The 25,321-nt window shown below is 68.8% G+C and carries 26 protein-coding genes; 21 read left to right on the top strand and 5 right to left on the bottom strand.

What is annotated here, in order from left to right; translation table 11 throughout:
• Positions 1-46 precede the first annotated feature (46 nt).
• The 3 genes from HLB44_RS14940 to HLB44_RS14950 are packed head-to-tail and all read left to right on the top strand — an operon-like array spanning position 47 to position 4,345.
• Entirely contained in the window at positions 47-1,252 is a 1,206-nt protein-coding gene (locus HLB44_RS14940) for an acetyl-CoA C-acetyltransferase (protein WP_173123803.1), read from the top strand.
• Positions 1,253-1,254: 2 nt separating this feature from the next.
• Entirely contained in the window at positions 1,255-3,399 is a 2,145-nt protein-coding gene (locus HLB44_RS14945; protein ID WP_173123805.1) for a 3-hydroxyacyl-CoA dehydrogenase NAD-binding domain-containing protein, read from the top strand.
• Between the two features lies 1 nt (position 3,400).
• Complete coding sequence (locus HLB44_RS14950; protein ID WP_173123807.1) at positions 3,401-4,345, top strand: crotonase/enoyl-CoA hydratase family protein; 945 nt, start codon at positions 3,401-3,403, stop codon at positions 4,343-4,345.
• On the opposite strand, the gene HLB44_RS14955 is transcribed toward HLB44_RS14950, so the two are convergent.
• From HLB44_RS14955 to HLB44_RS14965, 3 genes are read right to left on the bottom strand one after another with little or no spacing between them, the layout of a single operon-like run.
• Positions 4,318-5,115 (bottom strand): DKNYY domain-containing protein, encoded by a 798-nt coding sequence (locus tag HLB44_RS14955; RefSeq protein WP_173123809.1) that lies wholly within the window; start codon positions 5,113-5,115, stop codon positions 4,318-4,320. The two genes, HLB44_RS14950 and HLB44_RS14955, sit on opposite strands and share 28 nt — an antisense overlap.
• Positions 5,116-5,162: 47 nt before the next feature.
• The gene (locus HLB44_RS14960) at positions 5,163-5,675 is read right to left on the bottom strand and encodes a TA system VapC family ribonuclease toxin (protein ID WP_173123811.1); all 513 of its coding nucleotides are present in this window, start codon (positions 5,673-5,675) and stop codon (positions 5,163-5,165) included.
• Positions 5,672-5,905, bottom strand: coding sequence for a hypothetical protein (locus tag HLB44_RS14965; RefSeq protein ID WP_173123813.1), 234 nt, complete (start codon positions 5,903-5,905; stop codon positions 5,672-5,674). Before HLB44_RS14965 ends, HLB44_RS14960 begins: the two co-directional genes overlap by 4 nt.
• Before the next feature lie 177 nt (positions 5,906-6,082).
• Here HLB44_RS14965 and HLB44_RS14970 point away from each other — a divergent pair, with 177 nt between their 5' ends.
• The 5 genes from HLB44_RS14970 to HLB44_RS14990 are packed head-to-tail and all read left to right on the top strand — an operon-like array spanning position 6,083 to position 11,890.
• The gene (locus HLB44_RS14970) at positions 6,083-7,882 is read left to right on the top strand and encodes a peptide ABC transporter substrate-binding protein (protein ID WP_173123815.1); all 1,800 of its coding nucleotides are present in this window, start codon (positions 6,083-6,085) and stop codon (positions 7,880-7,882) included.
• A gap of 57 nt (positions 7,883-7,939) precedes the next feature.
• Positions 7,940-8,899, top strand: coding sequence for an ABC transporter permease subunit (locus HLB44_RS14975; RefSeq protein WP_173123817.1), 960 nt, complete (start codon positions 7,940-7,942; stop codon positions 8,897-8,899).
• Positions 8,865-9,884, top strand: coding sequence for an ABC transporter permease (locus HLB44_RS14980; protein ID WP_173123819.1), 1,020 nt, complete (start codon positions 8,865-8,867; stop codon positions 9,882-9,884). The genes HLB44_RS14975 and HLB44_RS14980 overlap by 35 nt, the downstream gene beginning before the upstream one ends.
• Positions 9,885-9,896: 12 nt before the next feature.
• On the top strand, positions 9,897-10,877 hold the full coding sequence (locus tag HLB44_RS14985) for an ABC transporter ATP-binding protein (RefSeq protein ID WP_173123821.1): 981 nt from the start codon (positions 9,897-9,899) through the stop codon (positions 10,875-10,877).
• Positions 10,874-11,890, top strand: coding sequence for an ABC transporter ATP-binding protein (locus HLB44_RS14990; protein WP_173123823.1), 1,017 nt, complete (start codon positions 10,874-10,876; stop codon positions 11,888-11,890). Before HLB44_RS14985 ends, HLB44_RS14990 begins: the two co-directional genes overlap by 4 nt.
• Positions 11,891-11,893: 3 nt before the next feature.
• On the opposite strand, the gene HLB44_RS14995 is transcribed toward HLB44_RS14990, so the two are convergent.
• Complete coding sequence (locus HLB44_RS14995; RefSeq protein ID WP_173123825.1) at positions 11,894-12,286, bottom strand: DUF3574 domain-containing protein; 393 nt, start codon at positions 12,284-12,286, stop codon at positions 11,894-11,896.
• Positions 12,283-12,636 (bottom strand): hypothetical protein, encoded by a 354-nt coding sequence (locus tag HLB44_RS15000; protein ID WP_173123827.1) that lies wholly within the window; start codon positions 12,634-12,636, stop codon positions 12,283-12,285. The genes HLB44_RS14995 and HLB44_RS15000 overlap by 4 nt, the downstream gene beginning before the upstream one ends.
• A gap of 93 nt (positions 12,637-12,729) precedes the next feature.
• On the opposite strand from HLB44_RS15000, the gene HLB44_RS15005 reads away from it, so the two are divergent.
• The 13 genes from HLB44_RS15005 (at position 12,730) to ntrC (ending at position 25,313) form a co-directional block, all read left to right on the top strand.
• Complete coding sequence (locus HLB44_RS15005; protein WP_173123829.1) at positions 12,730-13,452, top strand: acetyltransferase domain-containing protein; 723 nt, start codon at positions 12,730-12,732, stop codon at positions 13,450-13,452.
• A gap of 73 nt (positions 13,453-13,525) precedes the next feature.
• A complete protein-coding gene (gene rlmB / locus HLB44_RS15010; RefSeq protein WP_173123831.1) occupies positions 13,526-14,263 on the top strand; it encodes a 23S rRNA (guanosine(2251)-2'-O)-methyltransferase RlmB in 738 nt (245 codons plus the stop codon).
• Positions 14,260-15,012 carry an SIR2 family NAD-dependent protein deacylase gene (locus HLB44_RS15015; RefSeq protein ID WP_246312263.1) on the top strand — a complete coding sequence of 251 codons (753 nt, stop codon included), beginning with the start codon at positions 14,260-14,262 and terminating at the stop codon, positions 15,010-15,012. The genes rlmB and HLB44_RS15015 overlap by 4 nt, the downstream gene beginning before the upstream one ends.
• Positions 15,013-15,051: 39 nt before the next feature.
• On the top strand, positions 15,052-15,693 hold the full coding sequence (gene upp, locus HLB44_RS15020; RefSeq protein WP_173123835.1) for a uracil phosphoribosyltransferase: 642 nt from the start codon (positions 15,052-15,054) through the stop codon (positions 15,691-15,693).
• A gap of 70 nt (positions 15,694-15,763) precedes the next feature.
• Positions 15,764-16,585, top strand: coding sequence for a TIGR00266 family protein (locus HLB44_RS15025; RefSeq protein WP_173123837.1), 822 nt, complete (start codon positions 15,764-15,766; stop codon positions 16,583-16,585).
• Positions 16,586-16,717: 132 nt separating this feature from the next.
• Entirely contained in the window at positions 16,718-17,683 is a 966-nt protein-coding gene (locus tag HLB44_RS15030) for a YncE family protein (protein WP_343051345.1), read from the top strand.
• A complete protein-coding gene (locus tag HLB44_RS15035) occupies positions 17,670-18,443 on the top strand; it encodes a polysaccharide deacetylase family protein (RefSeq protein WP_246312264.1) in 774 nt (257 codons plus the stop codon). Before HLB44_RS15030 ends, HLB44_RS15035 begins: the two co-directional genes overlap by 14 nt.
• Positions 18,440-19,405, top strand: coding sequence for a sterol desaturase family protein (locus tag HLB44_RS15040; protein ID WP_173123839.1), 966 nt, complete (start codon positions 18,440-18,442; stop codon positions 19,403-19,405). The genes HLB44_RS15035 and HLB44_RS15040 overlap by 4 nt, the downstream gene beginning before the upstream one ends.
• 95 nt (positions 19,406-19,500) lie before the next feature.
• Positions 19,501-20,364: an EI24 domain-containing protein gene (locus HLB44_RS15045; protein WP_173123841.1), complete on the top strand. Its 864-nt coding sequence runs from the start codon at positions 19,501-19,503 to the stop codon at positions 20,362-20,364.
• 177 nt (positions 20,365-20,541) lie between these two features.
• Positions 20,542-21,957, top strand: coding sequence for a type I glutamate--ammonia ligase (gene glnA / locus HLB44_RS15050; RefSeq protein WP_173123843.1), 1,416 nt, complete (start codon positions 20,542-20,544; stop codon positions 21,955-21,957).
• Between the two features lie 93 nt (positions 21,958-22,050).
• Positions 22,051-22,581, top strand: coding sequence for a hypothetical protein (locus HLB44_RS15055; RefSeq protein ID WP_246312265.1), 531 nt, complete (start codon positions 22,051-22,053; stop codon positions 22,579-22,581).
• A 67-nt stretch (positions 22,582-22,648) separates the two neighbouring features.
• Complete coding sequence (gene glnL, locus HLB44_RS15060; protein ID WP_173123845.1) at positions 22,649-23,743, top strand: nitrogen regulation protein NR(II); 1,095 nt, start codon at positions 22,649-22,651, stop codon at positions 23,741-23,743.
• 40 nt (positions 23,744-23,783) lie between these two features.
• Positions 23,784-25,313 (top strand): nitrogen regulation protein NR(I), encoded by a 1,530-nt coding sequence (gene ntrC, locus HLB44_RS15065; protein WP_173123847.1) that lies wholly within the window; start codon positions 23,784-23,786, stop codon positions 25,311-25,313.
• Positions 25,314-25,321 lie beyond the last annotated feature (8 nt).

Here is a 25,321-nt window from a genome sequence, read left to right on the forward strand (position 1 = left end):
CGGCTGGCGTCCGACCATCCGCGCTTGTCGCCGCCAGGAGAGTGTGATGACCGATGCATTCATCTTCGACCACCTGCGCACGCCGCGCGGCAAGGGCAAGAAGGACGGCAGCCTGCACCAGGCGACGCCGGTGTGGCTGCTGCGCACGCTGCTGCAGGCGCTGCAACGCCGCCACGACCTGGACACCGCGCTGGTCGACGACGTCGTGCTCGGCTGCGTGACGCCGATCGGCGAGCAGGGCGCCGACATCGCGCGCACCGCGGTGCTCGATGCCGGCTGGTCGGAGACGACGGCGGGCGTCACGCTGAGCCGCTTCTGCGCCTCGGGGCTCGAAGCGGTGAACCTGGCGGCCGCGAAGGTGATGAGCGGGCTCGAGGACATGGTCGTCGCCGGCGGCGTCGAATCGATGAGCCGCTGGCCGATGGGCAGCGACGGCGGCGCGTGGGTGATGGACCCCCGCGTCAATCAGGCGCTAGGGTTCATTCCGCAAGGCATCAGCGCCGACCTGATCGCGACCCTCGAAGGCTGGACGCGTGACGATGTCGATGCCTTCGCCGTGCGCTCGCACCGGCTGGCGGCCGCGGCGCGCGCCGACGGCAGATTCAAGAACGCGATCGTGCCCGTCACCGACATCGCGGGCCTGACGATGCTGGCCGAGGACGAGACGATCCGCGCGAACGCGACGCTCGAAGCGCTGGCCAGGCTGGAGCCCTCGTTCGCGATGATCGGGCAGATGGGTTTCGATGCGACGGCGCTGCGCAAGTACACGACCGTCGAGCGCATCCGCCATGTGCACCACGCCGGCAACTCGTCGGGAATCGTCGATGGCGCGGCACTGATGCTGCTGGGCTCGAAGGAGGCCGGCGCGAAGGCCGGGCTGAAGCCGCGCGCCCGCGTGCGCAGCATGGCGGTCACCGGCTCCGAGCCGACGATCATGCTGACCGGCCCGGCGCCAGCCTGCCAGAAGGCGCTGAAGAAGGCCGGGATGCGCGCGCAGGACATTCACCTGTGGGAAGTCAACGAGGCTTTCGCGGTGGTGCCGATGAAGGCGGCGCGCGTGCTCGACATCGACCCCGAGCGCATCAACGTCAACGGCGGCTCGATCGCGATGGGGCATCCACTCGGCGCCACCGGCTGCATCATCCTCGGCACGCTGCTCGACGAGCTGGAGCGCCGAAGCTTGAGCACCGGCTGCGCGACGCTGTGCGTCGGCGGCGGCATGGGCATCGCGACGATCATCGAAAGGGTCTGAACATGGCGGACGCGCTCACTTTGGATGTTGGCCCCGACGGCATCGCCGTCGCCACGATGAACCTGGCCGGGCGGCCGATGAACGTCGTCAACGACGAGCTGATGCTGCCGCTGGCGGCCATCGCCGAGCGGCTGCACACCGATGCCACGATCAAGGGCCTGGTGCTGACGTCGGGCAAGGCCGACTTCTGCGCCGGCGGCGACATCGACATGATCTCGAAGCTCGAGTCGGCGCAACAGGCCTTCGACGCGACGATGCAGATGAAGGCGGTGCTGCGCAGGCTGGAGACCGCGGGCAAGCCGGTGGTCGCCGCGATCAACGGCCATGCGCTCGGCGGCGGGCTCGAGATTGCGCTGGCCTGCCACGCGCGTTTCGTGCTGAACGACCCGAAGCTCAAGCTCGGGCAACCCGAGGTCAAGCTCGGCCTGCTGCCCGGTGGCGGCGGCACGGTGCGGCTGCCGCGGCTGATCGGCATTCAGGCGGCGCTGCAGTTGATGGCCGAAGGCAACGACGTGTCGCCAGGCAAGGCGCAGGGCCTGGGCCTGGTCACAGACCTCGCCGCCGACCGCGACGAGCTGATCGCCAAGGCGCGCGCCTGGTGTCTCGCCAATCCGAAGGCGAAGCAGCCTTGGGACCAGCCGAAATTCCGCTTCCCCGGCGGCGATTCACGTTCGCCGGCGGTCGTGCAGATGCTCGCGATCGGGCCGTCGATCGCCTCCGCGAAGAGCTGGGGCAACTACCCCGCGATCCAGCACATCATGAGCTGCGTGTTCGAGGGTGGCTTGCTGGACTTCGATGCGGCCAGCGCCGTCGAATCACGCTATTTCGCGGCCTGCGTGATGTCGCCCGAATCGCGCAACCTGATCGGCACGCTGTGGTACCAGCTCAACGCGATCAAGAAGGGCGCGTCGCGGCCGGCGGGCATTCCGTCGGCGAAGGTGATGAAGCTCGGCATCCTCGGCGCCGGGATGATGGGCGCGGGCATCGCGTACGTCTCGGCGAAGGCCGGCATCGACGTGGTGCTGCTCGACACCTCTCAAGACGCCGCCGAGCGCGGCAAGGCCTACTCGCAGGGCCTGCTCGATGCCGCGGTGAAGAAGGGCCGCAGCAGCACCGAGAAGCGCGACGCGCTGCTGGCGAAGATCGCCCCGACCACACGCTACGAGGACCTGGCCGGCTGCGACCTGGTGATCGAAGCGGTGTTCGAGGACCGCGCGATCAAGGCCGACGTGACCAAGCTTGCGGAGGCGCAGATCGGCGCGTCAGCGGTGTTCGCATCGAACACCTCGACCTTGCCGATCACCGGCCTGGCGCAGGCCAGCGCGCGGCCCGCGAACTTCATCGGCCTGCACTTCTTCTCGCCGGTCGACAAGATGCCGCTGGTCGAGATCATCGTCGGCGCGCAGACCGCGCCGGAAACACTGGCGCGTGGCTTCGACTATGTCTTGCAGATCGGCAAGACCCCGATCGTCGTCAACGACTCGCGCGGCTTCTACACCAGCCGCGTCTTCGGCACCTACGTGATGGAAGGCATCGCGATGCTGAAGGAGGGCGTGCATCCGCGCAGCATCGAGGTCGCCGGCTTGCAGGCCGGCATGCCGATGCCGCCGCTGGCCTTGCAGGACGAGGTGTCCTTGAGCCTCGGCTTGCATGTTGCCGATCAGACGAAGAAGGACCTGGCGGCCGAAGGCAAGCCCTTCACCGAGCATCCGGGCTTGAGCGTGGTCCGCCAGCTGTGCGAGATCGGCCGCATCGGCAAGAAGGCGGGACAAGGCTTCTACGACTGGCCCGCGGAAAAGGGCGGCGAGAAATCGCTGTGGCCCGAGCTGACGAGGCTCTACCCGACGGCCGCACAACAACCCGGGCAGCGCGAGCTGATCGACCGGCTGCTGTTCGCCCAGGCCAACGAGGCCGCGCGCTGCTACGAAGAGGGTGTGCTGCGCTCGGTGGCCGATGCCAACATCGGATCGATCTTCGGCTGGGGTTTCGCGCCGTTCCAGGGCGGCGCGCTGCAGTACATCAATGCGATGGGTGCGAAGCGCTTCGTCGAACGCGCGCGCGAGCTGGCCGCGTTGCACGGTGCCCGCTTCGAGCCGGCGAAAGTGATTGTCGCGATGGCCGAAAGGGGCGGCCAGTTCGCCGACTGACATGCCCGACTTCCGCACGCTGACGATCCACCCCGATGCGCAGAACCCGCGCATCGCCCGGCTGACCTTGAACCGCCCTGAGCGGCTGAACGCGATCGACGAAGCGATGCCCGGCGAGATCCGCGCCGCGGTCGACTGGGCGGTGGCGAACGACGACGTGCACGTGATCGTGGTGCAGGGCGCCGGCAAGGGCTTCTGCGGCGGCTACGACCTGAGCCAGTTCGCGCAAGGTCAGATCGACCACCCGTGCCAGCAGGAGCGCGCGCCGTGGGACCCGATGGTCGACTACGCGGTGATGAAGCGCTACACCGAGGACTTCATGAGCCTGTGGCGTTGCCCGAAGCCGACGATCGCGCAGGTGCATGGTGCCGCGGTGGCCGGCGGCAGCGACATCGCGCTGTGCTGCGACCTGCTGGTGATGGCCGACGACGCGCGCATCGGCTACATGCCGACGCGCGTCTGGGGTTGCCCGACGACGGCGATGTGGACCTACCGGCTCGGCGCCACGCGCGCGAAGCAGCTGATGTTCACCGGCGACGTGATCGACGGCCGCACCGCCGCCGCGTGGGGGCTGGCGAACGAAGCGGTGCCCGCCGATCAGCTCGATGCCGCCGTGCGGCGCCTGGCCGAACGCATCGCCGGCGTGCCGCGCAGCCACCTGGCGATGCACAAGCTGGTGGCCAACCAGGTGCTGCTGACGATGGGGCTGGAGCAGACGCAACAGCTCGCGACGCTGTTCGACGGCATCACCCGCCACAACCCGGAGGGCCTGTGGTTCCGGCGTTATGCGCAGGCCGAAGGCTTCAAGGCCGCGGTGCAATGGCGCGACAGCGGGCAGCCGATTCCCGAAGGCGACGACGCGCGGCGCCGTATCACCGAATTGGAGCGGCAGCTGGCCGAAGCGCGCGCCGCGGCCGGTCAGGGCAGCGCGCGGCCGTCCTTGTAGCGCCGCGCCGCATCCCGCGCGTCGGCGTCGCCGCCGACCGGCTCGACCACGAAGCTCGCGGCATTCGCGCCGTCGACCGGCTGGCCCTTCCAGTAGACGCGCCGCGCATCGCACGCATACCCGCGCTCGAGCACCTTGAAGCTCGCCGGGTCGGCGCCGCGGATGGGGCGACTGACCACCGCCGGCGGACTGCGGCCGTGGTCGTGGTCCGCGTACCAGACGCGCTTCGCGTCGCGTGCGTGGTGCAGGTCCAGCGCCGCGAAGCTCGCTCCGTCGCTGCCGTCGACGGGCGTGCGCAGGTAGTAGCCGCTGCGCTTGTCGCGCGCCCAGCCGTCGTCGAGCACCTCCAGGCTGGCGACATCGCGCACCGCGAACGGCTCGCCCTCGAACCAGGCCTGCCGGTCATCGCGTGCATAACCGCCGGTCAGCAGCTGGAAGCGCGCCGGATCGGCACCTTCGAGCACGCGGATGCGCACGCGCCGCGTCGTGAAGTAGTCCTGCGAGACGCGGTAGGTGTCGGCCTGGAAGACACGCTGCGCGTCGCGCGCATGGTGTTCGTCGAGCGCCTCGAAGGTCGCCGGATCGGCATCGGCCAGCGGCGTCGCGCGGAAGAAGGCCTGCGCCGGCGACTTCGCGAAGCGCCGGTTCAGCACGGTCAGCGTCGCGACGCGCCCGTCGCCGACGGGCTCATCGTCGAACGTCCAGACGCCGTTCTTGCGCTGGTAGGGCTCGCGGCTGTCGCAGCCGAACAGCCAGGCGAACAGTCCCATCGCGAGTGTCCTGCGGTGCATCGATAGGGCGACGTGGGTGGTCCGGTTCAGGCGCGCCGTCGCGCCCTCGCCTTGTCCGCGTAGCGTGCAGGCGGCTCGTGCGCCGCAACGCCGGACTCGGGGCCGATCCATTGCACGTGCGCCGCGAGCTGCTGCGCTTCGGCCAATGCGACGAGGCCGCGGTCGAGGGTCACCAGCGCTGCCTTCTGTTCGGCCGCCAGCCCGAGCAGGTAGGCATCCGTGACCTGCCGATGGCCGACGACGAGCGGCGAGCGCAGTGCGCCGAAACGCGCCGCACCGTGGCGGTCGGCCCAGAACGTGTGCCCCGGATGCTGCAGCGTCTCATCGAGCAGGGCCAGCGCGGCACGCGGCGAGGCGTCCGGGCCGCCGATCGCGGGCATGGCGGCGAGCCGGATGAATCCGAGCTGCGTCACGGTGCAACTGGCCCATTCGAAGTCGCCCTGGCGCCGCAGCCATGACTGCACTGGCGCATGGTGCACATGCGCTTCATGGGTCAACGCGATCAGCACATTGACGTCGAGCAGCGCAGGGCGGCTCAAACCTCGTCCTCGAGCAGGCGCTGCACGAGTTCGGTCGTGATGGGCGCCTGGCCGGCAACCGCCGGCCGAACCGGAAAGCCGTTGCGACGCGTGCGCTGCGCCGCGATTGGCGTGCGTGCGCCGCTCAGGATCAGGTCCGAGACGACGCGCCCGAGCGACTCCCCGCGATGCGCCGCGAGCTGGCGGACCAGTGCGAGCGCGGTCGGATCAAGGTCCAGTGTGGTGCGCATGATGTCGTGATGCTGTGATGCGTTCGCATCATACTCGCCGAAGGCGGCAGTCGAGGTACGGACCTGCGATGGTTGCGGGGTTTGCTGGCCTCCCCCAACCGCCCCGGGTGGACCCGGATTGCGGGGTCCGACCCCCGGGCTAGCATGGCCTGCACCCCTTGCACAGGAGGCCCGGCCATGAACGAGCGTGATCTGCGTGCCTTGATCGAGGACGTGCGCGAAGGCCGCCTGGCGCGGCGCGGCTTCATCCAGCGTCTGGTGTGGTGCGGCCTGACCGCGCCGATGGCCGCGCAGCTGCTGATGCATGCCGGCATCGCGAATGCACAGCCGACGCTGCCGTACAAGCCGACCAAGCGCGGCGGCGGCGGTGCGCTGAAGCTGTTGTGGTGGCAAGGCGCGACGCTGCTGAACCCGCACTTCGCGGTCGGCACGAAGGACCAGGAAGGCTGCCGGATCTTCTACGAGCCGCTCGGCGCCTGGGACCCGGACGGCAACCTGATCCCGGTGCTCGCGGCCGAAGTCCCGTCGCGCGAGAACGGCGGCTTGAGCGCCGACGGCAAGTCGGTCACCTGGAAGCTCAAGCGCAACGTGCAGTGGCACGACGGCCAGCCGTTCACCGCCGACGACTGCATCTTCAACTGGCAGTACGTGACCGACCCCGGCACCGCCGCGGTGACGGTCGGCCCGTACCGCGACGTCACGGTCGAAAAGATCGATTCGCACAGCTTCCGCGTGATCTTCCAGAAGCCGACGCCGTTCTGGGCCGACCCCTTCGTCGCCACCGTCGGCATGATGATCCCGAAGCACCTGTTCGCCCCGTTCATCGGCGCCAAGTCGCGCGAGGCGCCGAACAACCTGAAGCCCGTTGGTACCGGCCCGTACCGCTTCGTCGACTTCAAGCCCGGCGACATGGTGCGCGGCGAATTGAACCCGAACTACCACATGCCGAACCGGCCGTACTTCGATTCGATCGAGATGAAGGGCGGCGGCGACGCCAGCTCCGCCGCACGCGCGGTGCTGCAGACCGCCGAATACGACTATGCGTGGAACCTGCAGGTCGAGGACGAGGTCCTCAAGCGCATGGAAGCCGCCGGCAAGGGCAAGGCGGTGATCACGCCCGGCGGCAACATCGAGTTCATCCAGCTCAACTGGGCCGATCCCAATACCGAGGTCGAGGGCGAGCGCGCGAACCCGAAGTCGCGCCATCCGATCTTCGCGGAGGCCGCGGTGCGCCAGGCAATGGCGCTGCTGGTCGATCGCAATGGCGTTCAGGAGTTCATCTACGGCCGCACCGGCGTGGCGACCGGCAATTTCCTCAACAACCCGTCGCGCTTCCGCTCGCCCAACACGAAGTGGGAGTTCAACGTCGACAAGGCCAATGCGCTGCTCGAGGGCGCGGGCTGGAAGAAGGGCGCCGACGGCATCCGCGAAAAGGGCGGCAAGAAGCTGAAGTTCCTCTACCAGACCTCGATCAACGCGCCGCGGCAGAAGACGCAGCAGGTCGTCAAGCAGGCGGCGCAGAAGGCGGGCATCGACCTGGAGCTGAAGTCGGTCACCGCGTCGGTGTTCTTCTCGTCGGACGTCGCGAACCCGGACACCTACGGCAAGTTCTGGGCCGATATCCAGATGTACACGACGACGATGACGCAGCCCGACCCCGAACGCTTCATGGACCAGTACGCGTCGTGGGAAGCCTCGTCCAAGGCGAACAAGTGGCAGGGACGCAATATCACGCGCTGGCAGAACGCCGAGTACGACAAGGTCTACAAGGACGCGCAGGCGGAGCTCGATCCGGTCAAGCGCGCGGCGATGTTCATCCGGTTGAACGACCTGCCCTGCAACGACAACCACGTCATCCCGGTGGTCTACCGGCCGCGCGTGTCGGGCGTCGTGCACAGGCTCACCGCCTACCTTTCCGGGTGGGACAACGACCTCTGGGCGCTGCCGCACTGGTACCGCGAGACCTCGCCGGCGTGAGGCCTGTGCAAAGCCCGTGAGCAGCCTCGCAGCGAGCGCCTGACGTGAGCACCTGACGTGGGCAACTACCTGCTGCGCCGGCTGCTGCTCGCGGTGCCGAGCGTGCTGGGCATCAGCGTCGTGCTGTTCACGGTGCTCGCGCTGGCGCCGGGCGATCCTTTCGAGGAGCTGGCGACCAATCCGAACGTGCCGGCCGAGGTGCGGCAGATGCTGCGCGCGAAGTTCGGCCTCGACGATCCGGTCTGGCAGCGCTACTTTCGCTGGCTCGCGGCGATGCTGCAGGGCGATTGGGGCTTTTCGTTCATCAGCCGCGTCGACGTCGACACTCTGATCCTGCAGCGCGTGCCGGTCACGCTGGCGGTGATCGGCGCATCGCAATTGCTCGCGCTGTCGATCGCGCTGCCGGTGGGCATCATCTCCGCGACGCGGCCGTATTCGATCTTCGACCAGATCGCCAATACGCTGGCCTTCGTCGGCTTCTCGCTGCCCACCTTCTTCACCGGCATCCTGCTGATCCTGCTGTTTTCCATCACGCTCGACTGGCTGCCCTTCGTCTACCGCGCGGACATCTCGGCCACCGGCTGGCAGTGGTGGTGGGAGCACATCCGGCAGGCGATCATGCCGGTGACGGTGTTGGGGCTGTTCCAGGGCGCGAGCTGGACGCGTTACGTGCGCTCGGCGGTGCTCGACGTGATCCGCCTCGACCACGTGACCACCGCGCGCAGCAAGGGCCTGGCCGAGCGGACCGTCGTGATGAAGCACGTCGTGCGCAACGCGCTGATCCCGGTGGTCACGCTGGTCGCGCTGCAGATGCCGGCGGTCTTCGGCGGCGCGATCGTCACCGAGCAGATCTTCCGCATCCCGGGCATCGGCTCGCTGCTGATCGACGCGATCCTGCGCAACGACACGCCGGTGATCATGGCCGTGACCTTCGTGTTCGCGTGCCTGGTGATCCTGTTCAACCTGATCGCGGACCTGCTGTATGGCTGGCTCGACCCTCGAATCAGCTACCGCTAGTGCCGGTGGCGGCGCCGCCGAGGCCGGCCTGGCGCGCGTGCTGGCAGCGGCCGATGTGCAGGCCGCCGTGCCGGCGCCTGCAGCGGCATCCGGCGCCGCGCGCCGGCGCAGCGTCTCGCCCTGGGCCGAAGCCTGGCGGCGCTTCCGCCGCCACAAGCTGGCGATGATCAGCCTGGTCGTGCTGACGCTGATGGTGCTGCTGGTGCTGTTCGGCCCGCTGGTCTGGCGCGTGCCGATCAACGACATCGACTTCCGGGCGCGCCTGGCGACCCCGTCGTGGACGCATCCGTTCGGCACCGACGACCTCGGCCAGGACCTGTTCGCGCGTTTGCTCTACGGCGGCCGCATTTCGCTGGCGGTGGGCTTCGCGGCGATGCTGATGGCGATCGTCGTCGGCGTCGTGATCGGTGCCGTCGCCGGCATCTCGCGCGGCAGCGTCGACGCGGCGCTGATGTGGCTGACGGACCTGTTCCTGTCGCTGCCGCAGCTGCCGCTGCTGCTGCTGATGATCTACCTGTTCCGCGACGCGCTGAAGGCCGCCTTCGGCCCCGAGGTCGGCATGTTCATGCTGATCGTGCTGGTGATCGGCGGCTTTCGGTGGATGCCGGTGGCGCGGCTGGTGCGCGCGCAGTTCTTCTCGCTGCGCGAGAAGGAGTTCGTCGAGGCCGCGCGCGCGCTCGGCGCGTCGACGACGCGGCAGGTCGTGCGCCACATCCTGCCGAACTCGCTGGGGCCGGTGATCGTCGCCGGCACGATCGACGTCGCCGCGGCGATCATCGCCGAGTCGACGCTGTCTTTCCTCGGCCTCGGCTTCCCGCCCGATATCCCGACCTGGGGCCGCATCCTGTACGACAGCAAGGAGCACCTGGACATCGCGCCGCACTGGGCGCTGTTTCCCGGCACCGCGATCTTTCTCGCGGTGCTGACGATCAACTACATCGGCGACGGACTGCGGGACGCGCTCGATCCGCGCCGGGTCTTATAACGCGCAAAGACGATGTCACTGCTCGAGATCCAGGGCCTGAAGACGCACTTCAAGACCGACGACGGCTGGCTGCATGCGGTCGACGGCGTCGACCTGAGCGTCGACCGCGGCGAGACGGTGTGCGTCGTCGGCGAATCGGGTTGCGGCAAGTCGGTCACCGCGATGACGGTGCTGAAGCTGGTGCCGATGCCGCCGGGTCGCATCGTCGCCGGGCGCATCCTGTGGCAGGGCCAGGACCTGGTGCCGCTGACGAACGACCAGATGCGCCGCATCCGGGCGCGCGAGATCGCCATCGTCTTCCAGGAGCCGATGACCGCGCTCAACCCGGTGTACACCATCGGCGACCAGATCGCCGAGGTGCTGCGGCTGCACGAGGGCCTGTCGCGCCGCGCCGCGTTCGACCGCGCGACCGAGCTGCTGCGCCTGGTGCACATCCCGACGCCCGAGCAGCGCGTGCGCGACTACCCGCACCAGTTCTCCGGCGGCATGCGCCAGCGCGTGATGATCGCGATGGCGCTCGCGTGCCGGCCCAAGCTTCTCATTGCCGACGAGCCGACGACCGCATTGGACGTGACGATCCAGGCGCAGATTCTGGAGCTGCTGCTGGAACTGAAATCGAAGTTCGGCATGGCGATCCTGCTGATCACGCATGCGATGGGCGTCGTCGCCGAGACCGCGCAACGCGTCGTCGTGATGTACGCCGGCAAGGTGGTCGAGGAGGCGCGCGTCGCCCAGCTCTTCGGCCGGCCGCTGCATCCGTACACGCGCGGGCTGATCCGCTCGATCCCGCGCATCGACACCGCCGCGGTGCACAAGCAGCGGCTGGAGGTGATCGCCGGCGTGGTGCCGAAGCTGATCGACCCGGCCCCCGGTTGCCGCTTCGCGCCGCGCTGCAGGTACGCGACGCCGGAGTGCACGCTCGACACGCCGCCGCTGACGGAAGTGCTGCCCGGGCACAAGGTTGCGTGCATCCATTGGAACAAGCTGGCATGACGATCGCCGACGCCGCTGCTGCTCCCGTACCCGCCGCCGCAACGGCGCCGCTGCTGCGCGTCAACGACCTCGTCAAGCACTTCGGCATCCGCGCCGGACTGTTCAAGCGCCAGACCGAGCGCGTGCATGCGGTCGACGGCGTCAGCTTCGAGCTCGCGGCCGGCGAGACGCTGGGCGTGGTCGGCGAATCAGGCTGCGGCAAATCGACCACCGGCCGCTGCATCCTGCGGCTGATCGAGCCGACGTCGGGCGAGGTGTGGTTCGAGGGCCGCAATACGCTGGCGCTCGACAAGGACCAGCTGCGCGCCTTGACGCGCGACATGCAGATCATCTTCCAGGACCCGTATGCGTCGTTGAACCCGCGCATGACGGTCGGATCGATCATCGGCGAGGCGCTGATCATCCACAAGCTGACGCGCACGCCGCGCGAATACGAGGACCGCATCGTCGAATTGCTCGAGACGGTGGGCTTGAGTGCCGATCATATGCGGCGTTATCCGCACGAATTCTCGGGCGGCCAGCGCCAGCGCATCGGCATCGCGCGGGCGCTGGCTGTCAGCCCGAAGCTGATCGTCTGCGACGAGGCGGTGTCGGCGCTCGACGTGTCGATCCAGGCCCAGGTCATCAACCTGCTCGAGGACCTGCAGCGCCAATTCGGCCTGACCTACCTGTTCATCGCCCACGACCTGTCGGTGGTCGAGCACATCAGCACCCGCGTCGCGGTGATGTACCTGGGCCGCATCGTCGAGATCGCGCCGGCGAACAAGCTCTACACGCAGCCGCTGCATCCGTACACCGAAGCGCTGCTGTCGGCGGTGCCGATCCCCGACCCGCAAGTCAGGCGCAAGCGCATCATGCTGCAGGGCGACGTGCCGAGCCCCATCCATCCGCCCAGCGGCTGCAGCTTCCACACCCGCTGCCCGATCCGCCAGCTGCCGCTGTGCTCGACCGAGACGCCGGAACTCAAGCGCAGTGCCGAGGGGCACTGGGTGTCGTGCCACCTGCGCGGCTAGCGCCTAGAAGACAACTTGAGCGGCCGTGCAGGCTCGACCCACCGCCTCCTGGCGGAAACGTTCGCGGTAGCGGCTGCGCAGCTCGTCGATGCGCGCCGAGGCGCCGGCATCGTCGTCCGGCAGCAGCAGCACCAGCACGCGGCTCGGCTCGCGCTCGACGTGGCCGGCGGCATTGCGCCATTGGCCCTGCGCCGGCAACACGGTCAGCCCCTGCGGAAAACGCGGCGTGACCTCGCCGTCGACGAACGCCTGCCAGTCGCCGGCACTCACTTCGCCGCCGCCGGGAATCGCGAACCCGAAGAACAGCTCGCAGCGCTGCCAGCCGGCGCGCGGCAACGGCGTCGCGCAGCCGCCGAGCAGCGCGGCGAGGATCAACACCAGGAGCGATCGCTTCATGAGGCCGACATGATGCGCGCAACATCGCAGCTCAGCACGCAGAAGGCGGTCACGCCGGCGACGAGGCCGATCGATTGCAGCGCGCGCGAGGCAATCCAGCGGTCCAGCCGTCCGGCCAGCACCGGCCCCGCGCCGGCGAGCAGCAGGTTGAGCCACATCGGCAGCGTGATCAGCGCCAGCAGCACGTCGGCGCTCGCCGGGTTGGTGCTGCGCAGCAGCTGCGGCGACGCGGTGCAGGCGATCAGCCCGGCCGCCGGCAGCGCGGCCAGCAGCAGGCAGGGGCGGGCGAACGATTGCAGCGCGGCGCGCGCTTCGGCGGCGAGGCGGGCAGCGAAGGGCAGGGTGTTCATGCCCGCATCGTCCGGCGCGGCGGTTTCATGCGCGCTTCTTCGGCGGCCGGACGGGTTTCAATCGTTACCATCGCGCAGCCCCGAATTCCTCGCATGACCCCTGCTGCCCGTTTCGACCGACTCGATGCCCTGCGCGGTGCCGCCATCATCTGGATGGCCGCCTTCCACCTGGCCTTCGACCTGAACCACTTCAAGCTGCTGCACCCGCCGCACAACTTCTACAGCGATCCGCTGTGGACGCTGCAGCGCACGGCGATCGTCAGCAGCTTCCTGTTCTGCGCCGGCCTGAGCCAGGCGGTGGCCCTTCACCAGGGGCAGAGCGGCGGCCGCTTCTGGCGACGCTGGCTGCAGATCTTCGATTGCGCGGTGCTGGTCTCGGCCGGCTCGGCGCTGATGTTCCCGAACAGCTGGATCAGCTTCGGCGTGCTGCACGGCATCGCGGTGATGCTGGTGCTGGTGCGCTGGATGGCGCCGCTGAAGGGCTGGTTGTGGCCGATCGGGGCGATCGTGATCGCGCTGCCCCAGTTCGTGGCGCACCCGTTCTTCGACAGCCGCTGGACCAACTGGATCGGCCTCGCCACGACCAAGCCGATCACCGAAGACTACGTGCCGGTGCTGCCGTGGCTGGGCGTGATGTGCTTCGGCCTGGCGGCAGGGCAGTGGCTGCTCGTGCATCGGCCGGCTTGGCTGCAAGGGGCACTCGTCTCGCCGCTCAAGCCGCTGGCCGCGCTCGGCCGCTGGTCGCTGAGCTTCTACATGCTGCACCAGCCGATCCTGATCGGCATGATCATGGCCTACCTACACTGGATGCAATGACCTACCCCAAGCTCACTTCGTTCGCGGCCCCCGAGGGGCGCTCAGTGCCCTACGGGCGGCCGGGCGAGCACTGATGAACTCACCCCGAATCCTGTTCGGCTTCCACGCCGTCACCGTGCGGCTGAAGACCGCCCCCGAGTCGATCGTCGAGATCCACGTCGAAACGGCGCGGCGCGATGCGCGCATGCGCCAGTTCGTCGAGCGGGCCGAAGAGGCCGGCGCGAAGCTGGTCGACAGCGACGATGCGCGCCTGACCGGCCTGGCCGGCAGCCCGCGCCACCAGGGCGTCGTCGCGCGGGTGATGCCGATCAAGGCGAAACACTCGCTGGACGACGTGCTCGACGAGGTCAACGGCGCTCCGCTGCTGCTGGTGCTCGACGGCGTGACCGATCCGCACAACCTCGGCGCCTGCCTGCGCGTGGCCGACGGTGCCGGGGTGAATGCCGTCGTCGCGCCGAAGGATCATGCGGTGGGCCTGAATGCGACCGTCGCCAAGGTCGCCAGCGGCGCCGCCGAGACGGTGCCCTACCTGATGGTCACCAACCTCGCGCGCACGCTGAACGAGCTGAAGGAGCGCGACATCCGCATCGTCGGTTTCAGCGACGACGCCGAGCGCACGCTCTACGACGTCGACTTGAGCGGCCCGGTCGCGCTGGTGCTCGGCGCCGAAGGCCCCGGCATGCGCCAGCTGACGCGCAAGACCTGCGACGAGCTGGTGCGCATCCCGATGTTCGGTGCGGTCGAGAGCCTGAACGTCTCGGTCGCCGCCGGCGTGTGCTTGTACGAGGCATGCCGCCAACGCCTGAAATGAGCGGCCACGGCGCGCCGATCGACGAGCTGCGTGAACGCCTGCGCGGCGCCGGATCGATCTGCGTGCTGACCGGCGCCGGCATGAGCGCCGAAAGCGGCATCGCCACCTTCCGCGACGCGCTGACCGGCCTGTGGTCGCGCTTCGACCCTGCGCAGCTGGCCAGCGAGGAGGGCTTTCGCGCCGACCCGGCGCTGGTCTGGGGCTGGTACGCCGCGCGCCGCGACGGCGTGCGCCGTGCCGCGCCGAATGCCGGCCACGTGGCGCTCGGCGCCTTCGCGCGCCGCCATCCGGGCCGCCTGACGGTGGTCAGCCAGAACGTCGACGACCTGCACCAGCGCGCCGGCAATGCCGGCACGATCCGGCTGCATGGCGACATCCTCGAAGACCGCTGGCTCGAAGCCTGCAAGCGCCGGCCGGCCTGCGACACCCTCACGGCGACGCCCGGCACGCCGCCGCGCTGCGCCGAATGCGGCAACTTCGTGCGTCCGGGCGTCGTCTGGTTCGGCGAGATGCTCCCGGCCGGTGCGCTCGAAGCCGCCGACGCGGCCGCCGAACGCTGCGACGTGATGCTCGTCGTCGGCACGTCCGGCGCCGTGTGGCCAGCCGCCGGGCTCGCCGGCCGGGCACGCCGCGGCGGGGCGCACGTCGTGATCGTCAACCCCCAACCGAGCGAGATCGACGACGAGGCCCACACGGTGCTGCGCGGCACTGCGGCGCAGCTGCTGCCGGCGCTGCTCGACGGCCTCTGACGCCTACACTTTGGCACCGCTGAAATCACCGAGCACACCATGCCCGTCATCGCCGTCGCCCACCCGCTGGTCCGCCACAAGATCGGCCTGCTGCGTGAAGCCAACATCTCGACCAAGAAATTCCGCGAGCTGACGCACGAGCTGGCGCGCCTGCTGGCCTACGAGGCGACGGCCGACTTCCCGCTCGAGCGCACGACCATCGAATGCTGGAGCGGCCCGGTCGAGATCGACCAGATTGCAGGACGCAAGGTGACGATCGTGCCGATCCTGCGCGCGGGCTTAGGCATGCTCGACGGCGTGCTCGACCTGGTGCCGAACGCCAAGATCAGCGTCGTCGGCCTGTCGCGCGACCACGAGACGCTGCAGCCGGTGCACTACTTCGAGAAGTTCGTCGGCCACCTGGAAGAGCGCACGGCGATCATCGTCGACCCGATGCTGGCCACCGCCGGCTCGATGATCGCGACCGTCGACCTGCTGAAGAAGCGTGGCTGCCAGGACATCCGCGCGCTGGTGCTGGTCGCCGCGCCCGAAGGTATCGAGGCACTGAACGCCGCCCATCCCGACGTGCGCTGCTGGGCCGCGGCGATCGACAGCCACCTCAACGAGATCGGCTACATCATCCCGGGCCTGGGCGACGCCGGCGACAAGATCTTCGGCACCAAGGACGACGACACCAAGTAGGGCCGCGCGCTTCTGTACCATCGCGGCCGTTCTCAATTGCCCGCTTTTCGGGCGCAGGAGTGAATTCACCATGGGCATGGATGTCGTCGACTACGAGATCAAGGGTTCGGAGATGCAGTTCGTCGAGGTCGAGCTCGACCCCGGCGAGGCCGCGGTCGGCGAGGCCGGCAGCATGTTCTTCATGGATGCCGGCATCGGCATGGACACGGTGTTCGGTGATGGCTCGCAAAGCGGTGGCGGCGGCTTCTTCGGCAAGCTGCTGGGTGCCGGCAAGCGCCTGATCACCGGCGAATCGCTGTTCACCACCGTCTACACCAACAACGTGAACCAGAAGCAGCGCGTCGCCTTCGGCGCGCCGTACCCCGGCAAGATCCTGCCGATGGACCTGAAGCAGCTCGGCGGCATGCTGATCTGCCAGAAGGACTCGTTCCTGTGCGCCGCACGCGGCGTGTCGCTGGGCATCGCGCTGCAGCAGAAGCTGTCGGTCGGCTTCTTCGGCGGCGAAGGCTTCATCATGCAGAAGCTCGAGGGCGACGGCCTGGCCTTCGTGCATGCCGGCGGCACCGTCGTGCGGCGCGAGCTGCACCCGGGGCAGGTGCTGATGGTCGACACCGGCTGCGTCGTCGCCTACACGCCGAACGTCAATTTCGAGATCCAGTACGTCGGCAAGATCAAGACGGCGCTGTTCGGTGGCGAGGGCCTGTTCTTCGCCAAGATGACCGGCCCGGGCACGATCTGGCTGCAGAGCCTGCCGTTCTCTCGCCTGGCGAGCCGAGTCTTTGCCGCAGCGCCGCAGGGCGGCGGCCGCGGCCGCGACGAAGGTTCGCTGCTGGGCGGCGTTGCCACCGGCGGTTTGCTGGGCGGAATTCTCGGCGGCGGCGACGACGATTGACCAGGATCGACCCGCAGGCGGGCGCGCGAGCCTAAACTCGCGGGCTCGCTCGTCTGGTCCGGTAGGTTGGTCGTGAGTTCCTCGAATCCCCTGCGGCGCGCTCGCGCCGCGGCGGCGCTGCTCGGCGCTGCCATCGTCTCGCTGGTGCCCCAGCTCGCCTTCGCGGATGTCATGCCGGCGAAGGGCCCGATCTTCGTGCTCAACTCGATGGACGCCAGCGTCAGCGTCGTCGATCCGGTGAGCTTCGCCGAGCGCAAGCGCATCCCGACGGGCAAGGAGCCGCACCACCTGTACCTGACGCCGGACAAGAAGAGCCTGATCGTCGCCAACGCGATGAGCAATTCGCTGACCTTCATCGATCCGGTCACCGCCGAGGTGCAGCGCACGGTCAACGACATCGACGACCCGTACCACCTGCGCTTCTCGCCCGACATGAAGTGGTTGATCACCGCGGCGAACCGGCTCGACCACATCGATCTGTACCGCTGGCAGCCGCAGGACGCCGCGCAGCCGCTGAAGCTGGTCAAGCGCATCCCGGCGTCGAAGACGCCGAGCCACCTGGCGATCGATTCGAAGAGCCGCCTGCTGTACGTCTCGCTGCAGGACAGCGACGAACTGATGGCGATCGACCTGCAGACGATGGCGCCGCGCTGGACGATCAAGATCGGCAAGATGCCGGCCGACGTCTACCTGACGCCGGACGACAGGCACCTGCTGGTCGGCCTGACCGGCGACCGTCATGTCGAGGTCTACGACGTCTCCGGCGCGAAGCCGACGCTGGCCAAGCGCATCGAGACCGGCGAGGGCGCGCATGCCTTCCGCGCGCGCGGCGATGGCCGCCAGGTCTTCGTGACCAACCGCGTCGCCAACACCGTCAGCGTGATCGACCTGCAGTCGCTGGCCGTCGTCGGCCAGGTGCCGGTGCCGGGCGGGCCCGACTGCGCCGAGCTGATGGCCGACGGCCGCACGCTGCTGGTCGGCTCGCGCTGGGCGCGCAAGTTGAGCTTCGTCGACATCGACAGCCGCAAGGTCGTGCGGCAGGTCCAGGTGGGCCGCTCGCCGCATGGCGTGTGGACACTGGACCATGCGCCGCGCTGATCGCATCGTCTGGTTGCTGGCGCTGATGGCCACCGGTGTCGCTCCGGCGGCCGCGACCAGCTGTGCCAAACCGGTGTACTTGACCTTCGACACCGGCCACATGGGCATCGCGCCACTGGTCGCCGACGTGCTGCAGCGCCAGAAGATCCAGGTCACCTTCTTCCTCGCCGACGAGCGCACGCAGGATGGCGGCAGCAGCCTCGATGACACCCAGGCGGCGTGGTGGAAGGCGCGCGCCGCCGAAGGCCATGCCTTCGGCTCGCACACGATGAGCCACCTGCGCTGGCTGGCCGACCGGCCCGGCGGCCGCTTCGAGATGCGGCCGGACGCCGGCCCGCACGCGGGCAAGCGCGTCACCGTCGACACGGCAACCTACTGCGCCGAGATCGCCGCACCCGCCGAGCGCTTCAAGGCGATCACCGGGCGGGTGATGCTGCCGCTGTACCGCGCACCGGGTGGCAAGACCTCGCCGAAGCTGCTGCAGGCGGCAAGCTCCTGCGGCTGGACGCATGTCGGCTGGTCGGACGCCGGTTTCCTCGGCGATGAGCTGCCGAGCGATCGCCATCCGAATGCGTCATTGCTGAAGCAGGCCCTGGCGCGCATCCAGCCCGGTGACATCCTGCTCGCGCACCTGGGCATCTGGTCGCGCCAGGACCCCTGGGCGCCGACGGTGCTGGAACCGCTGATCGAAGGCCTCAAGGCGCGTGGCCTGTGCTTCGCGACACTGCGTGAACACCCGCGCTACGGAGCTGCGCGATGAGCGGGTCCCCGGCCGAATGGTTTGACGACGCGCAGCAGGTGCTGTTCGAAGCCGTCGTGCAACCGCTGATGTTCCGCTTCGACCTGAGCGGCGTGCTCGAGCAGGGGTACGAAGGCACCGGCTGGCTGCTGGTCGGCCTGCTGCAGCTGGTCGTGATGCTGACCCTGATGCGCGCCTTCGAGCGCTGGCGCCCGGTCGAAGCGGTGACCGACCGGCCGGCGGTGCGCACCGACATCGTCTACACGCTGATCCATCGGCTCGGCGTCTTCCGGCTGCTGACCTTCTTCGCGATCGATCCGCTGTGGGACGCGCTGGCCGCCGAAGGCCGGATGCTCGGCCTGCGCCCGCTCGACCTCGACCGCCTCTGGCCCGGCATCACCGACATCGCGATCGTCAGCTTCCTGGTCTACCTCGTCGTCTTCGACTTCGTCGACTACTGGCTGCACCGTGCACAGCATCGTTTCGGCTGGTGGTGGCAGCTGCATGCGCTGCACCACAGCCAGCGCCAGATGACGCTGTGGTCGGACAACCGCAACCACGTGCTCGACGACGTGCTGCGCGACAGCCTGTTCGCGCTGCTGGCGCTGGCGATCGGCGTGCCGCCGGGGCAGTACGTCGCGCTGGTCGCGCTGACGCAGCTGGTCGAGAGCTTCTCGCATGCCAACGTGCGGCTCGATTTCGGCTGGCTCGGCAGCCGGCTGCTGGTCGGCCCGCGCTTCCATCGGCTGCACCACGGCATCGGCATCGGCCACGAATCGGCCGGCGCCGGCACGCTCGGCGGCCACAACTTCGCGGTACTGTTCCCGGTCTGGGACCTGCTCTTCGGCACCGCGCGCTACGACGGGCTCGACCACCCGACCGGCATCCGCGACCAGCTGCCGGAGGCTGGAGCCCGCGACTACGGCCGCGGCTTCTGGGCCCAGCAATGGCTCGGCATGAAGCGGCTCGTCGGCAAGGCCTGAGCAGGCCCCGAGACGCCTGCGGCGTCGCCCCCCGAGGGGGTCTCAGCCGACCGGGGGACCCGGATCGGCTGAGCGAGCGGCTATCCTCCACCGCGATGAAAGAACTGCTCGACGCCTTCTGGCGCGCCGCGGCCTACTGCCTGCACCCCAAGGTCATCGGCCTGTCGGCGCTGCCGCTGCTGGTGTGCGCGGCGATCGCGCTCGGCCTCGGCTGGTTCTACTGGGAGGCGGCGCTGCAGGCGGTGCGCGCAACGCTGGAGAGCTGGCGCCTGGTCGATACCGCGCTGCACTGGGTCGAGACGCTGGTCGGCAGCTCGTTCCGCACCGTGCTCGCGCCGCTGATCGTCGTCGTGCTCGCGTTGCCCGCGGTGGTCGTGCTGTCGCTGCTGCTGGTCGCGCTGCTGATGACGCCGGCCATCGTCGGGCTGATCGGCGCCCGGCGCTTCCCGGCGCTCGAGCGGCGCCAGGGCGCCAGCGTGCTGGTCGGCTTCAGCTGGTCGCTGGTCAGCAGCGTGCTGGCGCTGGCGGCGCTGCTCGTCACGCTGCCGCTGTGGCTGATCCCGCCGCTGATCCTGATCCTGCCGCCGCTGATCTGGGGCTGGCTGGCCTACCGCGTGATGAGCTTCGACGTGCTGGCCGAGCATGCCGATCCGACCGAGCGGCGGCTGCTGATGCGGCGCCACCGCGGGCCGCTGCTGGCGATCGGGCTGGTCACCGGCTACCTGGGCGCCGCGCCGTCGCTGCTGTGGGCCTTCAGCGTCGGCACGCTGATCTTTGCGCCGCTGCTGGTGGTGATCTCGATCTGGCTGTACACGCTGGTGTTCGCCTTCAGCACGCTGTGGTTTGCCCATTACTGTCTCGCCGCGCTGGCCCGCTTGCGTGCCGAAGCGCAGGCCGCAGTGGAACCACCAGCGCCCCAAATGAGTGCAATTGAAGGTTCATCGGTTGCACCTAATTAGTGCTGCCAATTGAGCCATTATGGTGCGTAGAGAGGCTGACGCCCGGAGCGAGGGATCACCCTGAGCCCGGCATGCTTTCTGCTACATTCCAGTGCGTCTTTGAGGGGGCAATCCCCTCGCCAAGAAGAATCGCACCATTCATTCCCCCTACACGCGTTCTGCTAGGAGAACCCTCTGATGGCCAAGACCGTCGCCGACGTGATGTCGATGGTGAAGGAAAACGAAGTCAAGTTCGTCGACTTCCGTTTCACCGACACCCGCGGCAAGGAACAACATGTGACCGTGCCGGTGTCGCATTTCGATGAAGACAAGTTCGCGTCGGGTCATGCCTTCGACGGTTCGTCGATCGCCGGCTGGAAGGGCATCGAAGCATCGGACATGCTGCTGATGCCGGATCCGAACACCGCCAACGTCGACCCGTTCTTCGAAGAGCCGACGCTGATCCTGTCGTGCGACGTGCTCGAGCCGGGCGACGGCAAGCCCTACGAGCGTGATCCGCGCTCGCTGGCCAAGCGCGCCGAGGCGTACCTGAAGTCCTCCGGCATCGGCGACGCCGCCTTCTTCGGCCCCGAGCCCGAGTTCTTCATCTTCGACCAGGTGCAGTGGAACGTCGACATGAGCGGCGCTTCCTACAAGATCACCTCCGAAGAGGCGCCCTGGTCCACCGGCGCCACCTTCGAAGGCGGCAACATGGGCCACCGTCCGGCCGTCAAGGGCGGCTACTTCCCGGTGCCGCCGGTCGACAGCTTCCAGGACATGCGCTCGGAGATGTGCCTGATCCTCGAGCAGCTGGGCATCCCGGTCGAAGTCCACCATCACGAAGTCGCGGCCCCGGGCCAGTGCGAGATCGGCACCAAGTTCTCGACGCTGGTCGAGCGCGCCGACTGGCTGATGCTGCAGAAGTACGTGATCCACAACGTCGCGCACGCCTATGGCAAGACCGCGACCTTCATGCCCAAGCCCGTCGTCGGCGACAACGGCAGCGGCATGCACGTGCACCAGTCGGTGTGGAAGGACGGCAAGAACCTGTTCTCCGGCGACGGCTACGGCGGCCTGTCGGACTTCGCGCTGTACTACATCGGCGGCATCATCAAGCACGCCCGCGCGCTGAACGCCATCACCAACCCCGGCACCAACAGCTACAAGCGCCTGGTGCCCGGCTTCGAAGCCCCGGTGAAGCTGGCCTACTCGGCGCGCAACCGCTCGGCGTCGATCCGCATTCCGTATGTCGCGAACCCGAAGGGCCGCCGCATCGAAGTGCGCTTCCCGGACCCGACCTGCAACCCGTACCTCGCCTTCGCCGCGATGCTGATGGCCGGCCTCGACGGCGTCGAGAACAAGATCCATCCGGGCGAAGCCGCCACGAAGGATCTGTACCACCTGCCGCCGGAAGAAGACGCGAAGATCCCGACCGTCTGCCACAGCCTCGACCAGGCGCTCGAGTACCTGGACAAGGACCGCGCGTTCCTGACCAAGGGCGGCGTGTTCACCGATGCGTACCTGGACGCCTACATCGAGCTGAAGATGCAGGAAGTGACCCGCTTCCGCATGACCACGCATCCGCTCGAGTTCGACATGTACTACAGCCTGTAATCACCTTTCGAGGTGATGCGTTGGAAAGGGGCGGCGGCAAGCCGCCCCTTTTACTTTGCTGGGGGACAATGCCGTGCAGACCGGAGACGAGCCATGAAACGCAGGCTGTTCGACATCGGGATGCTGCTGGCCGCGTGTTCGGCCGCACACGCCCAGACCCCGAGTGCATCCACGCCCCCGCCTCAGCAAGGCGGATCGGCCGCGGTCTACCGCTGCCCCGGCCCGCCGGTGCTCTACACCGACGCGCTGACCGTCAAGGAAGCCAACGAGCGCGGCTGCAAGCTGATCGAAGGCACGCCGATCACGATCGTGCAGATGCCCAAGGCGCGCCCGGCCCCGCCGGCCAACGCAGGCGCCTCACGCCCCGGAGACAGCAAGGTCGACCCGACCGCGCAGCGCCAGCGCGACAGCGACGCCCGCCGCATCCTCGAAGGCGAGTTGAAGCGCGAGGAAGACAAGCTCGCCACCCTCAAGCGCGAATACAACAACGGTGAGCCCGAGCGTCAGGGCAACGAGCGCAACTACCAGACCTACCTCGACCGCGTCGCCGGGCTGAAGGCCAGCATCACGCGCAGCGAAAGCGACGTGGCGGCGTTGAAGCGCGAGCTGGCGAAGCTGCAGTGAGCCCGCCGGGCCGCCCCAAGGGCGAACTCCCCCTTGGGGGGACGGCGCGCAGCGCCAAGGGGGCCGCATGAGCCCGGGCGCCGAGTCCGGGTCCGGCGACGCCGCGCGCTACGAGGCGCTCGACCTGCTCGCGACGATGGTCGCGATCGTCGGCGACAACGGCCGGCCGCTGTACGTCAACGCGATGCTCGAGACCGTCTCCGGGCTGTCGCGCAAGGCCTTGCTGCGCACCAGCCTGTTCGACTGGTTCGTCGAATCACCGCAGCTGCGCGAGACGCTGACCGCCGTGCTGCGCAACGAGATCGCCACCGGCCGCTTCGACGGCACGCTGCGCCGCGCGCATCTGGCCGCCAACGATCTGCTGCCGGTGCACGTGATCGTCACGCAGATCGAGCAGCGCAGCGACCGCGTGCTGATCGAAATGCTGGAGATCGAGCAGCAGACCCGGCAGGACCGCGAGGAACGCGCGATCGGCCAGGTGCAGGCCAACAAGGAGCTGATCCGCAACCTGGCGCACGAGATCAAGAACCCGCTCGGCGGCATCCGCGGCGCGGCGCAGCTGCTGCAGATGGAGCTCAACTCGCGGGAGCTCACCGAGTACACCAGCGTCATCATCAACGAGGCCGACCGCCTGCAGGCGCTGGTCGACCGGCTGCTGGCGCCGCACCGCCGGCCGCACGTGGTCGTCGACGTCAACATCCACGAGGTCTGCGAGCGCGTGCGCGCGCTGATCCTGGCCGAGTTCCCGCAGGGCCTGGCGCTCAAGCGCGACTACGACACCTCGATCCCCGACTTCCGCGGCGACCGCGAGCAGCTGATCCAGGCGGTGCTGAACATCGCGCAGAACGCCGCGCTGGCGCTCGGCGAGCGCATCGGCGCCGGCGATGCGCGCATCGTGCTGCGCACGCGCGTCGCGCGCCAGGTCACGATCGGCAAGCAGCGTTTTCGACTGGCATTGGAATTGCATATCGAGGACAACGGACCGGGCGTGCCCGAGGACATCCGCGATCGCATCTTCTACCCGCTGGTATCGGGGCGCGAAGGCGGTTCGGGCCTCGGGCTCACGCTGGCGCAAACCTATGTCCAGCAGCACTTGGGACTGATCGAATGCGACAGCGAACCGGGCCGGACCGTGTTCAAGATCGTGATACCGCTGCCCTGACGTCGGGGATGCAGCATCGAGGAAGACAGGCCGCCGCCGCATGAAACCCATCTGGATCGTTGACGACGACCAATCCATCCGATTCGTGCTCGAGAAGGCGCTGCAGCGCGAGCAGTTCTCGGTCCGCAGCTTCTCCAACCCGCGCGACGTGCTGCTCGCGCTCGACGACGACGAGCCGCAGGTGCTGGTCAGCGACATCCGCATGCCCGGCGGTTCGGGCATCGACCTGCTGGTCAAGGTCAAGCAGCGTCATCCCGGGCTGCCGGTGATCATCATGACCGCGTACTCCGACCTGGACAGCGCCGTCTCGGCTTTCCAGGGCGGTGCCTTCGAGTACCTGCCCAAGCCCTTCGACCTGACCAAGGCGATCGAGCTGATCCGCCGCGCCGTCGAGGAAAGCCTGCGCGAGGAGGTGCGCGACGCCGCGGCCTCCGAGATGCCGGAGATGCTCGGCCAGGCGCCGGCGATGCAGGACGTGTTCCGCGCGATCGGGCGGCTGTCGCAGAGCAACGTCACGGTGCTGATCACCGGCGAGTCGGGCTCGGGCAAGGAGCTGGTCGCGCGCGCGCTGCACAAGCACAGCCCGCGCGGCGATGCCGGCGCCAACGGGCCCTTCATCGCCATCAACACTGCGGCGATCCCCAAGGACCTGCTGGAGAGCGAGCTGTTCGGCCACGAGCGCGGCGCCTTCACCGGCGCGCAGACGATGCGCCGCGGCCGCTTCGAGCAGGCCGACGGCGGCACGCTGTTCCTCGACGAAATCGGCGACATGCCGTTCGACCTGCAGACGCGGCTGTTGCGCGTGCTGTCGGACGGGCAGTTCTACCGCGTCGGCGGGCACCAGCCGCTAAAGGCCAATGTACGCGTCATCGCGGCGACCCACCAGAACCTCGAGCAGCGCGTGCGCGAAGGCGGCTTCCGCGAGGACTTGTTCCACCGGCTGAACGTGATCCGGCTGCGCCTGCCGCCGCTGCGCGAGCGGCGCGAGGACGTGCCGTCGCTGACGCGCTTCTTCCTCGCCAAGAGCGCGAAGGAGCTCGGCGTCGAAGCCAAGCGCATCACCGATGCCGCGCTCGAGCGGCTGGTGGCGTTCGACTTCCCCGGCAACGTGCGCCAGCTCGAGAACGTCTGCCATTGGCTGACGGTGATGGCGCCGGCGCAGGTGATCGAGCCGAAGGACCTGCCGCCCGAGCTGCTCGGCGGCGAGCCGCGGCCACTGCCCGGCAGCGACGTCGTCTCGGCGTCGGCGATCGCGCCGCTGGCGACGGCGATCGCACCGCCGAGCGCCGTCGCGCCGAGCCTGCCGCCGCTGGGGGGGCTGGTGGCTTCGGCGGTGGTTCAGGCCGCCGCCGGCGGCGGCTGGCTGCTCGATCTGCAGCGCGAGGCGCGCCGCCTGCTCGAGACCGGCGACCCGGAAGTCTGGGAAACGCTGACGCGCCAGTTCGAGGCGCAGCTGATCCAGACCGCGCTCGACGTCACGCGCGGCCGCCGCATCGAGGCCGCGCACAAGCTCGGCATCGGCCGCAACACGATCACGCGCAAGATCCAGGAGCTGGGACTCGACCGTTGAGGGCGGAC

The organism is Pseudaquabacterium terrae (assembly GCF_013266755.1).
In the GTDB taxonomy this organism is placed as follows: domain Bacteria; phylum Pseudomonadota; class Gammaproteobacteria; order Burkholderiales; family Burkholderiaceae_C; genus Pseudaquabacterium; species Pseudaquabacterium terrae.